Here is a 13,692-nt window from a genome sequence, read left to right on the forward strand (position 1 = left end):
AGCCCGCTCTTGTCTCCCGCTCAACGCCGTGGAATACCGCGCCAGGCTGGGCTGACGCTGGTCGAGCTGATGATCGCGCTGGCCGTGGGCCTGCTGGTGGTACTGGTGGCCGGCAGCCTGCTGCAGCAGGCGCGCAGCGCTTACCAGGACATCGACGACGCCGGCCGCGTGCAAGAGACCGGTCGCCTGGCGCTGGATCACCTGCAACAGGCCTTGCGCCAGGCCGCTCACCTGCCCTGGGAAACCCTGGACGGCAAAACCGCCCCCACCCTCACAGCCGGCCTGCGCGGCCTGGATGACAGTAGCCAGGCCGAGTTGCTCGATCCGGCGGCCGGCCTCTTCGGCAACACTACCGGCGACGGCGTCAACCACAGCGACGTGCTGATGCTGGGCTTGTTCGGCACGCCACGCGGCAGCCTGGCACAGGTCGGCAACTGCAGCGGCGCCGAGGTCGCTGCCGGGCCGTTGGAAGAAAGCGCCCGCAGTTGGGTGATCTACTACATCGCCCCCGGCACGGGTAACGAAGCCGAATTGCGCTGCCGCTACCAGGGCAAGAATGGCGTCTGGACCTCGGACGCCATCGCTCGCGGCGTGGAAGCCATGCAACTGCGCTACGCCATCGATAGCGACGGCGATGGCGCGCCGGACCGCTGGCTGGATGCCACGGCCATGCCGGCTGCGGCCTGGCGCCAGGTGGTGCTGGTGCGCATCGCCTTGCTGGTACGCGGCAGTCAGCGCCAGCCCGGTGCCAATGAGATCGCGCCGCGCAGCTACGATCTGTTCCTCCCCGGCAGGCGCAGCGACGCGGCCTGGCGCGTCACCGAAACCGAAGGTGAACAACGGCGTCGCGCCGTGTTCCAGGGCACGGTAATGCTGCGTAACCTGGTGGCCACCGGAGCCGCCCCATGAACCTTCTGGTCCACCAGCGCGGCGCCACCCTGATGATCGCGCTGATGCTGTTAAGCGTGATCCTGCTGCTGGGTGCGGCGACGACCTCCTTGCTGCTGCTGGACGAACGCGCCGAACGCAATCACCGCGAACACGTCCAGGCCCACCTGGCCGCGCAAGCCGCGCTGGAAGACGCCTGCGAAGACATCCTGCGGCATCGCCGCATCGAACCCGAACAGTTCAACAGCACACTGGGTTGCCGCACCGATGCCGCGGGCGCCGGGCTGTGCCTGGGACGGAACGAACGCAGCGGCTGGAACCCGGCGCAACTGCATGGCCCACTAGCCCTCTCGGCCAGCTATGGTCAGTTCACCGGACGCCGCTTCCGACCCGGCCTGGAGGCACCGCGCTACCTGATCGAACGTCTGCTGCCCACAATGGACCAAAAAAAATCCCACCCCGACCAGCCCCCAACCCTGCGCTATCGCCTCAACGCCATCGGCTACGGCCGCCAGGGCGCTGCGGTGGCCCTGCAAGCGGTACTGCAATTGCCGCCCCAGGGCCAAGCGCTGCCGAGCGCCTGCCCCTTGCGGGCCTGGCGTCCCCTTTATCTCCCTGTATTGGAATGAACATGTCTCTTGTCCTCTCCCGCGCACCAGCGCGCGGCTTCACCCTGCTGGAAATTCTGGTCAGCCTGGCCATCGTGATCCTGCTGGCTGGCCTGGGCTGGAACGGCTACCGCCACGTCGCCCAGAAAGCCAGCCGCGCCGAAGGGCGAGCGGCGATCCTGCAAGTGCTGCTGCAACAGGAACGCCACTACGCCTACCAGCATCGCTACAAGGCATTCCAGCCAGGGGGCGAGGCGCACGGCTTCAAGTGGTATTCCGGCGCCACGCCGCAGAGCAGCGCCTACGCTCTCTCGGCGCGCGCCTGCGAGGGTGAGGACTTGTCCAGTTGCGTGCTGGTCAGCGCCACCCCGGGCGGAAGCGGCGTCAATGCCGGCTACCAGGATGAAGTCTGCGGCGTACTCTCCGCCGACAGCCGCGGCGCCCGGCGCGCCGATGGCAAGGATTGCTGGTGAGATCATGCGCAAACATGGATTTACGCTCATCGAGCTGCTGGTGGTGGTGCTGATCACCGCGCTGGTCCTGGCCGCAGGTGTACCGGTCCTGCGCGACCTCTCCAGCGAACAGAAATTGGCCACGGTCGGCAATGATTTCTTCCATGCCGTCCAACTGACCCGTTCCGAAGCCTTGCGCGCCGGCCGCCGTGCCGAGATGCGGCCCGTCGAAGACGACGACTGGCAAAGCGGCTGGCAGATCAGCGTCGGGCAGCAGGTGCTATCACGTCATCCGCCCCTGGCACACGGCATCGCGGTGGCCTACACCAGCGGCGGCGAACTGGTGGCCTACCAGGCTAACGGACAGCCTGTGACGCGCGGCACCTGGTATTTCAGCGGCGGCACCCATGCACGTGCGGTGGCCATCAATTTCCTGGGGCGAGCCAGGATCTGCAATCCGGTCACCGATGGCCAGTGCAGCCAGACGCAAGCCGAGTAAGGCCGACACGCAGGCACATCAAGGGGGGATGCTGCAAAGCCGTGTATATTGACGGGCATCCGGTCGCCCCTGGGCGACCTCATCCGTCTTTGACCGCCATGACATCCACTGCAGAACCGCTCTACCAGTTCGACATCGAGAACGACCAGCAAGCCATGGCCCTGGCCTTGATCCAGGCCGGCTTCGGCATCCTCGACACCACGCCCAACCCACGCGTAGGCTGTGTCATCGTCAAGGACCGGCGCGTCATCGGCGCCGGTTTCACCCAGCCGCCCGGCGGCAACCACGCCGAGATCCAGGCCATGGCCGACGCTGCCGCCCGCGGCAACGACGTGCGCGGCGCCACTGTCTACGTCACGCTGGAACCCTGCAGCCATTTCGGTCGCACGCCCCCCTGCGCCGACGCCCTCATCCGCGCCGGCGTAGCCCGGGTGGTGGCGGCCATCGCCGACCCCAATCCACTGGTAGCCGGCCAAGGCCTGGCGCGCCTGCAGACCGCCGGCATTGACGTCGCGTGCGGAATGCTGGAAGAGGAAGCACGCGACATCAACATCGGCTTCTTGCACCGGATGCGTACCGGCCGCCCCTGGGTACGCATGAAAAGCGCCGCCAGCCTGGACGGCAAGACCGCCCTGCACAATGGCGTGAGCCAATGGATCACCAGCCAAGCCGCACGCGACGATGGCCACATCTGGCGCGCCCGCGCCTGCGCCATCATGGCCGGCATCGGCACCATCCAGAAGGATGACGCACAACTGAACGTGCGCGCCATCGAGACCCCGCGCCAGCCGCGTCGCATCGTGGTCGACAGCAAGCTGGCCGTCTCGCCCGAGGCACGCGTGATCCAGGGCGGCAATACCTGGGTCTTCACCGCCACCGACGCCCCTGAAAAACGTGCCGCCCTGGAAGCCGAAGGGGCCGAGGTGATCCTGCTGGCCAATGCCCAAGGCAAGGTCGACCTGCCCGGCCTGCTACGCGAACTGGGCCAGCGCCAGATCAACGAACTGCACGTGGAAGCCGGCGCCAAGCTCAACGGTGCGCTCCTGCGCGAAGGCTGCGTGGATGAACTGCTGGTCTACCTGGCCCCGGCGCTCATCGGCGATGGCCGCAACATGTTCGAGTTGCCGCCGCTGGAAGACCTGTCGGGCAAGATCGGTATCCGCTTCCACGAGGTCAAGCAGGTCGGGCCGGATTTGCGTATCCTTGCTCGCTTCGAATAATTTTTCTTCAGATTTTTCGCATCAGGACTGAACTATGTTTACAGGTATCGTCGCCGCCATCGGCACCATCACTTCCGTCACTCCCCTGGCGGCCGGCCCCGACGCCGGCGTACGCCTGAACATCGACGCCGGCACCCTGCCCATGGCCGACGTCAGCCTGGGCGATTCGATCGCCTTGAATGGCGCCTGCATGACCGTGGTCGAGAAGACCACGCAAGGCTTCACCGTCGATGTCTCGCGCGAAAGCCTGCGCCTGACCGCAGGCCTGGACGCGCCCGGCGAAGTCAATCTGGAAAAGGCCCTGACCCTGGCCGAACGCCTCGGCGGCCATCTGGTCTCGGGCCATGTCGATGGTCTGGGACAGGTGCATTCCTTCGAGCCGGTGGGAGAATCGCGCGAGCTGATCGTGGACGCCCCCAAGGCGCTGGGCAAATACCTGGCCTACAAAGGGTCCATCGTGGTCAATGGCGTCTCGCTGACGGTGAACCGCGTGGAAGACCTGGCCGATGCCTGCCGCTTCTCGATCAACCTGATCCCGCATACGGTGGAAGTGACCACCTTGAAGCATTTGCGGGCGGGCAGCAAGGTCAATCTGGAGATCGACCTCATTGCGCGGTATGTGGAACGGATGCTCAGTAGTTCGGCCATGCAACAGCAGTAAGCCCAGGCTTAACCCATCCGGCGCAACTTCTCCAACAGCACCGCTGCTTGCCGTTGCAGTGGCGCCCCATTGGCCGTCTTGCAAGCCAGTTCGATATCTTCCAGTTCAAGTGCGAGGTGCTCGAGGAAACTGGCGGTGTGCAGCAAGGCGCCGTAGATCGCCTCCAGGGAAGGATCGACCAAGGGCTTGGGCTGTTTTTCTTCATCTGCGGACATCTGCGGGCTTCTCCATACCGGTCTGTCAACCCTGGAGCCAGCACTGCGCCTCTTCGGTCACCAGCACGCCGCTGGCGACCGGGTTCACCGCTCGGAATGTTTCCTGCCCCAGTGACAGTCAGACTACCCGGTCTTGTCACGGAAGTTCATGCGGTCTCTGGAAAGTCTGCGTTTTATTGGATTTTCTGCGTTTTTCTGCGCGACTTCGTCGCTGCAAAAAACTTCTCGACCGGCGCCGACAAGGCGGAGCTGGCTATCGAAGATTTCAGTCCAGCATTTCGCCGATCACCGCCCGGCAGACCGCACTGTCGACATCGGCCAGCGCAAACAACACCGTGTAATGGTGCGTATCCGGTACCACATGATGCGCCACCACCTGCGTCCAGCAATTGGCGATGACCTCTGCTTGCAGATGGAATTGCCGCGTCTCCAATGCACCGATGATGGTGTGTACGCGCGCCCCCAGCGGCCCCGCCTGCAGTACCGGACTGAGTGCCTCGGCACGCGCCACGTCCAGCTTCAGGGCCTGGTTCAAGGAAGTAGGAATCAGCGGCACCAGGTCGAACACGCCGCTGATGGCAAATACCGCTCGCACCGGCAATGCAGCCGGCTGGGCTGCGACGAACGCGGCCAGGTGAGCGCCTGCGGAGTGCCCCATCAGCGCGATGCGGTCAGGGTCGATACCCAGCTCCGCCCCCATCCCCTTGAGTGCCGCCAGCAAAGTCTGCACTTCACCGACCATGTCTTCGATGCGGGCCTGCGGTGCCAGCGAATAATTGATGACGGCCACGCTGATGCCCGCCTGCACGTAGGGTGCGGCAATGAAGCCGATGTCGCGCTTGTCGCCACCCTGCCAGTAGCCGCCGTGGATGAATACCAGCAAGGGACGATGTTGCCCGGCAGCACGATAGAAATCGAAACGCTGCAGCGGCGCCTGGCCATAGGCAATATCGGCTTGGCTCAACAGCGTAGGGGCAATGGCAGCGGTAGCCTGCTGCCATTGCTGCAAGACCTGCGGGAAGTCGGGAAACGCCGCCTTGAGGTTGTAGCCCGCCTCGCAGTCGGCTTGAGGACACAGGACACGCTTGGCGTGAGTCATGGGTGATGGGGCAGGCATTCAATTTTCCTTAAGGCTGTATTGCAGTGGCATTGAACCAGGCTAAACGCTCAGGTACTGGTCCCACAACGTGGTCTGTGCCGACAATTGGACGGAGTCACCCTGCCAGACGACCTTACCTTTTTCCAGGATAGTGTGCTGGTCGGCAAAGCCGATCAGGCGTTTGATGTACTTGTCGATGACGATGATGGTCAGGCCGTATGCGCGCAAGGCCTTCAGGCAGGACCATATCTCTTCACGTACCAGCGGCGCCAGGCCTTCGGTGGCTTCGTCCAGGATCAGCAGGTGCGGATTGGTCATCAAGGCACGGCCGATGGCCAGCATCTGCTGCTCGCCCCCCGAGAGCTGGCCGCCGCCATTGTGGCGTCGCTCCTTCAAGCGCGGAAACTGTCGGTAGATCTTTTCCAGCGTCCACGGATTGTCGCGGCCATTGCGGCGGGCGGCAAAAGCGGCAAGGTTTTCTTCCACGCTCAGGTTCTTGAAGATCTGGCGGCCCTCAGGGACGAGGGCGATGCCGCGCCGGGCGATGGCGTCGGCACTGGCAGCATGAATGGCTTGGCCACGGAAGCACACCGTCCCGCCCATAGGACGGTTCAAGCCCAGAATGGTGCGCAGCGTGGTGGTCTTGCCCATGCCATTGCGGCCGAGCAAGGTTACCACTTGCCCTTCCTCGACGCGCAGGTTGATGCCAAACAGTACCTGGCTGGCGCCATAGCCACCGGTCAGGCCAACCACCTCCAGCAGTGCTGTCATGCTGTTTCCTCCTCGCCCAGGTAGGCTAGCTTGACCGCGCTATTGGCGCGGATTTCTTCCACGCTGCCGGTGGCCAGCACCGCGCCTTGCACCAGCACGGTAATGCGGTCGGCCAGAGCAAATACGGCATCCATGTCATGCTCCACCAGCACTACGGTCAACTCTTGCTTGAGCGCCTGGATCAGCGCGATCATCTCGCCCGATTCTTCATGGCCCATGCCGGCCATCGGTTCATCCATCAACAGCACGCGCGGGCGAGAGGCGAGGGCCAGGCCCACGTCCAGCCGTCTGCGCGCTGCGTGCGACAACTGCGCGGCCGGTTGTTGCACCAGCTTCTCCAGCCCGACCCGACGCGCCACAGCCAGTGCGGCTTGACGTGCCTGGTGATCGGCCGCACTGGCGTGGAAAAAGCCATAGCTGCGATGCTGGCCGCGCTGCACGGACACCTGCAGGTTTTCCAACACGCTCAACTCATCGAAGACACTGGTGATCTGGAACGACCTGACCAGACCCGCTGCCACCCGGGCCTGTTCGGCCTGTCCGTGCATGGCTTGGTCGAACAGGTGGATCTCGCCCGCGTCAGCCACCAGCGCCCCCGAGAGCAGCGACAGCAGGGTCGTCTTGCCGGCCCCGTTGGGGCCAATGATGGCGTGCACCTGACCCACTGCAATGTCCAAGTCGACGTCGCGGGTAGCGGCCAGGCCGCCGTAGCGCTTGTTCAAGCCCTTCACCGACAGGGCCATGGCTGCCGCCCCCTGCTCATGCGTCATGGTGCTCTCCCCGCTGCAAGACCTTGCCTATGGTGGCCAGGGAACCCACGCCGCGCGGTGCCACCAGCACCACCAGCAAGAGGATCAGGCCGACATAGATCTGCCAGTATTCGAAGTGGGTCGACAATATCTCTTCCAGCAGCAGGAAGGTGGCCGCACCCAGCAGGCCGCCATAGAAATAGCCGACCCCGCCCAAGGCCACCATCACCAGCAACAGGCCGGACTGCGACCAGTGCAAGAGCTTGGGGCTGGCGAAGAGATTGCTCATGCCGATCAGGCTGCCGGCAATGCCGGCCAGCACGGCCGCAATCACGAACGCGGCCAGCTTGTAGCGCAGCGTCGGATAGCCGATGGCCTGAGCACGCCGCTCATTGTGCCGAATGGCGATCAGGGCCAGGCCGAAACGCGAAGTCAGCAGGCGGCTCAGAAGCACATAGGAGGCCACCAGCCAAGCCAGCACCACCCAGTAGAAACCGTTGTCGCTGCTCATGTCCAGCCCCAGGCCCAACAACGGGCGCGCCGCCACCTGCAGTCCATCGTCGCCGCCGTAATAACGCAAACCGACGAAGAAGTAATAGAACAATTGCGCCAGCGCCATGGTGATCATGATGAAGTAGACCGCCCGCGTGCGCAGCGCGATCAGACCGATGCCCAGCCCCACCAAGGCGGTCACCAGCGCTGCCAGCAACCAGATCAGCCAGGCGCTGGTCACGCCGTGGAAACTGGCGATGGCCGTTACGTAAGCGCCCAAGCCGAAGAACACTGCGTGACCGAAGCTGACCATGCCGCCATAGCCGAGGATGAAATTGAGGCTGGCCGCCACCATGGAGAAGATCAGGATGCGCGTGAGCACTCCCAGGTAATACTCCATCCCGGTGGCTTGCGCCAGCCACGGCAACAGCATCGCCAGCAGCAACAGCAGGGAAACGAACAGACGTTGCATGACACTCCTCAGGTACGGGCAGGAAACAAGCCACTGGGACGCCAGAACAGCACCGCAATCATCACCAGATAGATCATCATCGATCCCAGCGCCGGGCCGACCGAGGCAGCCGCATCGGCACTGAGGAACAGCGCGAAGAGCTGCGGCAGCAGGCTGCGTCCGAGCGTATCGACCACGCCCACGACGAGTGCACCGATGGCCGCGCCCGGCACCGAACCGATACCACCGATGACCACTACCACGAAGGCCAGGATCAGCACGTCATCCCCCATGCCCGCCTGCACCGCCACCAGCGGTCCCAGCATGATGCCGGCCAGCGCCGCCAGCAGCAGCCCGAAGCAGAACAGCAGCCGGAACAACAAGCCGATGTTGATGCCCATGGCAGTGACCATCTCCAGGTTGTCGGACCCGGCGCGCACCCACATGCCCATGCGCGTGCGGTTGATGAGGACATACAGCGCGACGGCGACCACCACGCCCACCGCCATCACCAGCAGGCGATAGCTGGAGTAAGGCAGACCGAACAGGTGGACCGGTCCGGCAAAGGCAGCAGGCATGTTCAGCGGCAGTGGCTGGGGGCCCCATATCATGCGCACGCCATCGTTGAAGATCAGGATCAAAGCAAAGGTGGCCAGCACATGGACCATGTGGTCCTTCTTGTAGAGTCGCCGCAATACCAGCCACTCCAGCAGGAAGCCCAGCGCCGCCGTCGCCGGCAGGGAGACCAGCAAGCCCAGCCAGAACGAGCCGCTGGCACCGGCCACAACCGCAGCGAGATAGGCGCCGACCATGAAAAAGCTGCCATGCGCCAGGTTGACGAAATTCATCACGCCAAAGACCAGCGTCAATCCGGAAGCAATCAGGAATAGCATCACGCCGAACTGCAGGCTATTCAACACCTGCTCGAAGATCAGGTTGCCCACGATGATCGGCCCTCATTGCATCTTGCATTGGCCGACATAGGCATCGACATGGTCGGTCAACAGCGTCTGCGTCATGTTGTTGACGTACTTGCCATCCGCGCCCTTGGTCACCACGCGGGCATACTGGTTCTGGATCGGGAAGTGATTGGCCGCGAAACGGAAGCCACCTCGTACCGACTTGAAGTTGGCCGTCTTGATCGCCGCAATCAAGGCTTCGCGGTTCTCGACCTTGCCGCCGATAGCCTTTACGGCACTGTCGATCAACATGGCGGCGTCATAGGCCTGCGAGGCATACATCGAGGGCTGGCGGCCATATTCCTTCAGGTAGGCCGCCACGAAGGCGCGGTTCTGCTCATTGGGCAGGTCGGCCGACCACTGGCCGGTGTTGGCCACGCCGGCGATCAGGTCGCCATTGGACAGCATCTGCTGGTCGGCGTCATAAGCGGGCATGACGCGAACGATCCTGGGGTCCATGCCAGCCGCGGCATATTGTTTGACGAAGTTCACACCCATGCCGCCTGGCAGGAAGAAATACAGGGCATCGATATTGGCTGCGCGCAACTGGGCGATCTCGGTAGCGAAATCGAGTTGACCAAGCTTGGGGAACAGTTCGAGCGTCGGCTCCTTCTTCAGGAAGCGCTTGAAGCCGGCCGACGCGTCCTTGCCGGCCGGATAGTTGGGCGCGATGATGGCCACGCGCTGGTAGCCCTTGTCGGCCATGAGCTTGCCAGCCGCTTCGTGGGCAGCATCGTTCTGGTAGCTGGCGCTGAAGAAATAGGGATGACAGAGTGCCCCGGCCAGTTGCGCCGGTCCGGCGTTGGCGCTGACCACCACGGTCTTGCTGGCGAAGGCGGCCGGGGCGACGGCCAACAGGATGTTGGAGTAAACCAATCCACTCAGGATATCGACCTTCTCGCGCTTGATGAGGCGGTCGGCGCCCTGCTTGGCAGCATCGGGGCTGAACTGGTCATCCACCACAATGACTTCGGCAGGCACGCCGCCAAGCTGGTTGCCCAGCATCTTCATGGCCAGCATGAAGCCCTCGCGCTCGTCCACTCCCGGCGCGCTGGCCGGACCACTCAAGGTGGTCAGGAAACCCACCTTCACCCGCTCGGCGGCCTGTGCCGGCAGGCTACCGCCGGCCGCCATCGCCATCATTACAGCACTTGCCACTTGCGTCAGTCGATTCATGCCGTCATCCCCTAGGTTGTTGGTTCAAAATCGGTGTGAAGCTGCAATGCCGTAGCGGCGCCCTGCCAAGAAAACTATTTCCGCAAATCCGCCTTCGAGATAAACGCATCTGCAAAGAAAGCCGTTTCAGGCAAACCACAGGTAGCGGTGAAATCGCGCCGTGCCGACTCTACCACCACCGGCGCACCGCAAGCATAAACCTGATATGCCTGCATGGCAGGACAATCCTGCATCACCGCCTGGTGGACGAAACCGGTGCGTCCGTTCCAACCACTGGCGGCATCGACCTCCGACAAGACCGGCACGTAGTCGAACCAGGGCAAGCTGGCTGCCCAGTCGCGACACAGCCCATCGAGGTAGAGATCGGCCGGACGGCGACCACCCCAGTAGAGGCGCATGGGGCGCCTGCTGCCCTTGGCGATGGCGTCTTCCACCAGCGCCTTGACGGGCGCAAATCCTGTGCCACTGGCCAGCAGGATCACCGGCTGCTCGGCCTCGCGCATGAAGAAACTGCCACTCGGGCCTTCCAGCGTGAGCGCCTGGCCGGGCTGCATCGTGCCAAAGACGCGGTCGGTGAACAAGCCCCCTGGCAGATGGCGTACATGCAACTCCAGGAGCGTACTACCCTCGCCGGCATGAGTGGCCATGGAATAGCTGCGACGCTGACCATCTTCCAGCAACACATCGAGATACTGGCCAGCGCGCCAGGACAACGGAGCGGCGCAGCGCAGGCGCAGGATTGCCACATCGGGCGCCGCGCGCTGGATGGTCTCGACGGTCGCCTGCAAGACCTGCGGCGCAGGCACAGCTTCGATCGCATCGACGGCAACAGGGGCCGCACCAACCCCGACTTCCACCCGTCCGGCTACCACCCGCACCGGGAAGCTGCGCACGGCCTCGGTCACCGGAGCACAGCGCGGCGCACCGCTGCGGATATCGAACAGGCCCTGGTGCAAGGGACATTCGACGCAGCCATTCTCGACATAACCATCGGAGAGCTTGGCATTGCCGTGGGTACACAAGTCCTTCAAGGCAAAGATTTCCTCGCCCAGCCGGAACAGCGCCACTGCCTGGCCACCTGCCTGGGCGGCCGCTACCTCGCCCTCGGTGAAATCATCGGCATGGCCGACATCGAACCACTCGCTCATACTCCACCTCAGATGGGAGTGGCCAACAGGGTGGCCACGCGCAGCGTGTCATAGACCACACGGCGGCGCGCATAACGCCAACCGGCCTCGGTCTTGACCACCCGGTCTTCGTAGCGTCCGGCCTGGTAGACGAAGGATTCGCCATTCTGCAGGGTCTGCACCACCACGTAGCTCGATTGCGCATCGACCGAACCATCGGCATTGAGCGTGAAGACCAAACCCGAGGTCATGTGACGATAGGTGTGTGCCTCGAAGATGTTGGCGTGGCGCAGCGAAAGCACGCGGTCCTGCAGCATCTTCTTGCTGTCGCAGTAGATGATGCCGATCGGCAGGCCGGCATCGGCGTTCTCGCGCGGGACGATTTCGTAGAGGCAATCGTCGGTGAAGAATTCCGGCCACTGCTCCAGCCGGTCATTGTCGAGCGCATGCACGTAACGCTCCTGCAGTTGGTGCAGCTCGAACCACAACGTCATCTGTTCCATGTTTTGCATCTGGTTTGCCTCGTTCATGCTTTTTCGATGGACGGGAAGCCCATCAGTTTCTGGTAGCCCATCCAGAACTTGCGGATCAGGCTTTCGGTGATCAGCGTGTCTTCCTGGTCGGGATTGTCGCGCGCCATGTCGATGACCGAGCAGTGCTCTGGATCACGGGCAGTGCCACGCTGCACCAGTTCGGTCGCTTCGGTGTCTTCCATCGAGATGTAGCCGGCCGGTCCCACCAGGTTGGCCTGCTTGATGCGCAGGGCGCGCAGCTCGGGAGTGTCGTCCTCATATCCGAAGAAGTGGAAAATCAACTCGAAGTTGTTAGGCCCCTTGGGCAACAACTGGCGAGCCACCAAGGTATTGTGGATCTGTTGCACCACCAGTTGCGGGAAGATCGGCTGGATGTGGTTGGTAGTCAGTTCATCGAATTCCTTGATCTGGCCCAGCACCGAGGGATCCTGCAACGAGAAGCCTTCATCGAAGGAACGGATCTCCTGCTGCTTGTAGGCGTCGGCAGTCTCCACCTCGTTCTTGGTGGCGGTGATGATGCTGTGCAGACCGTGATGCTTGTCGGCCAGCGAGCGCGCCTTCATGCCCACGCGGAAGATGTTGAAGGTGGTGTGGAACAGGTGCAGCAGGCTGGCGTGATAGGGATCCTTGACGTTTTCCAGATAGAGCTTCCAGTTCGACTTGGAGTACTGACGGGTGCAACCCAGATAGACGATGGGCTTGTGGAAGATGCGATCGATCCAGGGGCGCATCTCGGCACCGATATAATCGGGCAGTGCTTCCACGGTTTGGCTGAAGGTGGCGAACACCAGGCCCTTGTAGCTGTCTACGCGCAACTGGCGCAGACCGTGGCACTTGGGATCGAAATCCTTGGCCATGCCGGAGGCACCCTTCTGGCCACGGCGGAACGGCACGCCCAGCAGGTTGCCACGGGCATCGAAGCTCCACTGGTGATAGGCACAGCTATGCGAACTGGCATTGCCGCGCGGAGTGCGACAGACCACGGCGCCCCGGTGCGAACACTTGTTGACCCAGGCAGCCAGGCTGCCGTCTTCGGTACGGGTGACCACCACCGGGGTGTCGCCCACGAACGTGCTCTTGTAGTCGCCGTTGTTGGGAATCTCGGCTTCCAGCGCCAGGAAGCTCCAGGTCTCACCGCGGTAGATGCGTTCCTGTTCCAGGTCGTAGACTTCCTTTGAACTGAATACCTTGTAGGGTGTGCGGGCACCATCGGTGCGCGGGAATTGCACCAGCGGTGCATAGCCTTGCAGGTCGGGTTGGGTGGATGTGTTCATGCGGCGATCCTCATCGTTAGACACCAGGTCGGGCCTGGTACATGAGTCATCTTAGGTAGATGCCGCAAGCAGGAATATCCGCCATTTGCATTCTTGTCGGTGGCGCTTATCCGTTTTTTGCACAGGCTGGCGCGTGTGACCCGGAAGGTCTGCAAGCTCGCTGACACGGTCTGGAAAACCTGGCGGGCTTGCTGCCTATGATGCGTTGCGAATTGCTCCAAATCGCTCCGAATCGCTCCGAATCACCCAGGATGGCACGCGCATGGATTCTGGCAAGGTGCCGGCAGCCGCATGGCAATCCCTGATATGGCGAAGGTCAACTATACCTTCAGAACATACCATGATACCGATTTGATATTGTATGTTCTCCCGCCACGGGCATAGAATCGAAGGCCAGCCGGCCGCAGAGCCGCGCACACCAGCACCGAGGCCGCGTCCACGACCGCCGCAGCCCGACCAGAAGACCGTAGAGGAGACCGACATGCCCGCCCCCATCCGCGCAACTTGCGCATTGCCTG

The 13,692-nt window shown here is 63.1% G+C and carries 16 protein-coding genes; 6 read left to right on the forward strand and 10 right to left on the reverse strand.

Going from position 1 to position 13,692, the window contains the following annotated elements:
• The first annotated feature begins 9 nt into the window (after nucleotides 1-9).
• The 6 genes from I5W_RS04715 (at nucleotide 10) to I5W_RS04740 (ending at nucleotide 4,328) form a co-directional block, all read left to right on the forward strand.
• Nucleotides 10-909, forward strand: a complete 900-nt coding sequence (locus tag I5W_RS04715) for a PilW family protein (RefSeq protein WP_252716892.1) — start codon at nucleotides 10-12, stop codon at nucleotides 907-909.
• Nucleotides 906-1,517, forward strand: coding sequence for a pilus assembly protein (locus I5W_RS04720; protein WP_044528377.1), 612 nt, complete (start codon nucleotides 906-908; stop codon nucleotides 1,515-1,517). The genes I5W_RS04715 and I5W_RS04720 overlap by 4 nt, the downstream gene beginning before the upstream one ends.
• A 2-nt stretch (nucleotides 1,518-1,519) precedes the next feature.
• Complete coding sequence (locus I5W_RS04725; RefSeq protein ID WP_017452077.1) at nucleotides 1,520-1,969, forward strand: type IV pilin protein; 450 nt, start codon at nucleotides 1,520-1,522, stop codon at nucleotides 1,967-1,969.
• 4 nt (nucleotides 1,970-1,973) lie between these two features.
• The gene (locus tag I5W_RS04730; RefSeq protein ID WP_044528378.1) at nucleotides 1,974-2,447 is read left to right on the forward strand and encodes a GspH/FimT family pseudopilin; all 474 of its coding nucleotides are present in this window, start codon (nucleotides 1,974-1,976) and stop codon (nucleotides 2,445-2,447) included.
• A 98-nt stretch (nucleotides 2,448-2,545) separates the two neighbouring features.
• Entirely contained in the window at nucleotides 2,546-3,667 is a 1,122-nt protein-coding gene (ribD, locus tag I5W_RS04735; RefSeq protein WP_044528379.1) for a bifunctional diaminohydroxyphosphoribosylaminopyrimidine deaminase/5-amino-6-(5-phosphoribosylamino)uracil reductase RibD, read from the forward strand.
• 34 nt (nucleotides 3,668-3,701) lie between these two features.
• Nucleotides 3,702-4,328: a riboflavin synthase gene (locus I5W_RS04740; protein WP_044528380.1), complete on the forward strand. Its 627-nt coding sequence runs from the start codon at nucleotides 3,702-3,704 to the stop codon at nucleotides 4,326-4,328.
• Nucleotides 4,329-4,336: 8 nt separating this feature from the next.
• Here I5W_RS04740 and I5W_RS04745 read toward each other — a convergent pair whose 3' ends face one another.
• From I5W_RS04745 to andAc, 10 genes are all read right to left on the reverse strand, one after another.
• The gene (locus I5W_RS04745; RefSeq protein ID WP_017452073.1) at nucleotides 4,337-4,543 is read right to left on the reverse strand and encodes a hypothetical protein; all 207 of its coding nucleotides are present in this window, start codon (nucleotides 4,541-4,543) and stop codon (nucleotides 4,337-4,339) included.
• Between the two features lie 265 nt (nucleotides 4,544-4,808).
• Entirely contained in the window at nucleotides 4,809-5,660 is an 852-nt protein-coding gene (locus tag I5W_RS04750; protein ID WP_252716893.1) for an alpha/beta hydrolase, read from the reverse strand.
• Nucleotides 5,661-5,702: 42 nt separating this feature from the next.
• A complete protein-coding gene (locus tag I5W_RS04755) occupies nucleotides 5,703-6,413 on the reverse strand; it encodes an ABC transporter ATP-binding protein (protein WP_017452071.1) in 711 nt (236 codons plus the stop codon).
• Entirely contained in the window at nucleotides 6,410-7,183 is a 774-nt protein-coding gene (locus tag I5W_RS04760; protein WP_044528382.1) for an ABC transporter ATP-binding protein, read from the reverse strand. Before I5W_RS04760 ends, I5W_RS04755 begins: the two co-directional genes overlap by 4 nt.
• On the reverse strand, nucleotides 7,173-8,126 hold the full coding sequence (locus I5W_RS04765; protein ID WP_044528383.1) for a branched-chain amino acid ABC transporter permease: 954 nt from the start codon (nucleotides 8,124-8,126) through the stop codon (nucleotides 7,173-7,175). The genes I5W_RS04760 and I5W_RS04765 overlap by 11 nt, the downstream gene beginning before the upstream one ends.
• An 8-nt stretch (nucleotides 8,127-8,134) precedes the next feature.
• Nucleotides 8,135-9,049, reverse strand: a complete 915-nt coding sequence (locus I5W_RS04770; protein WP_017452068.1) for a branched-chain amino acid ABC transporter permease — start codon at nucleotides 9,047-9,049, stop codon at nucleotides 8,135-8,137.
• A 12-nt stretch (nucleotides 9,050-9,061) separates the two neighbouring features.
• Nucleotides 9,062-10,240, reverse strand: a complete 1,179-nt coding sequence (locus tag I5W_RS04775) for an ABC transporter substrate-binding protein (protein ID WP_017452067.1) — start codon at nucleotides 10,238-10,240, stop codon at nucleotides 9,062-9,064.
• Nucleotides 10,241-10,314: 74 nt separating this feature from the next.
• Nucleotides 10,315-11,388, reverse strand: a complete 1,074-nt coding sequence (gene andAb, locus I5W_RS04780; RefSeq protein WP_044528384.1) for an anthranilate 1,2-dioxygenase ferredoxin subunit AndAb — start codon at nucleotides 11,386-11,388, stop codon at nucleotides 10,315-10,317.
• Between the two features lie 8 nt (nucleotides 11,389-11,396).
• Entirely contained in the window at nucleotides 11,397-11,897 is a 501-nt protein-coding gene (gene andAd / locus I5W_RS04785; RefSeq protein WP_017452065.1) for an anthranilate 1,2-dioxygenase small subunit AndAd, read from the reverse strand.
• Entirely contained in the window at nucleotides 11,894-13,174 is a 1,281-nt protein-coding gene (andAc, locus tag I5W_RS04790; RefSeq protein ID WP_017452064.1) for an anthranilate 1,2-dioxygenase large subunit AndAc, read from the reverse strand. The genes andAd and andAc overlap by 4 nt, the downstream gene beginning before the upstream one ends.
• Nucleotides 13,175-13,692 lie beyond the last annotated feature (518 nt).

The sequence above is a fragment of the Herbaspirillum sp. B65 genome (genome assembly GCF_000333555.1).
GTDB classification, from domain to species: Bacteria; Pseudomonadota; Gammaproteobacteria; order Burkholderiales; family Burkholderiaceae_D; genus Herbaspirillum; species Herbaspirillum rubrisubalbicans.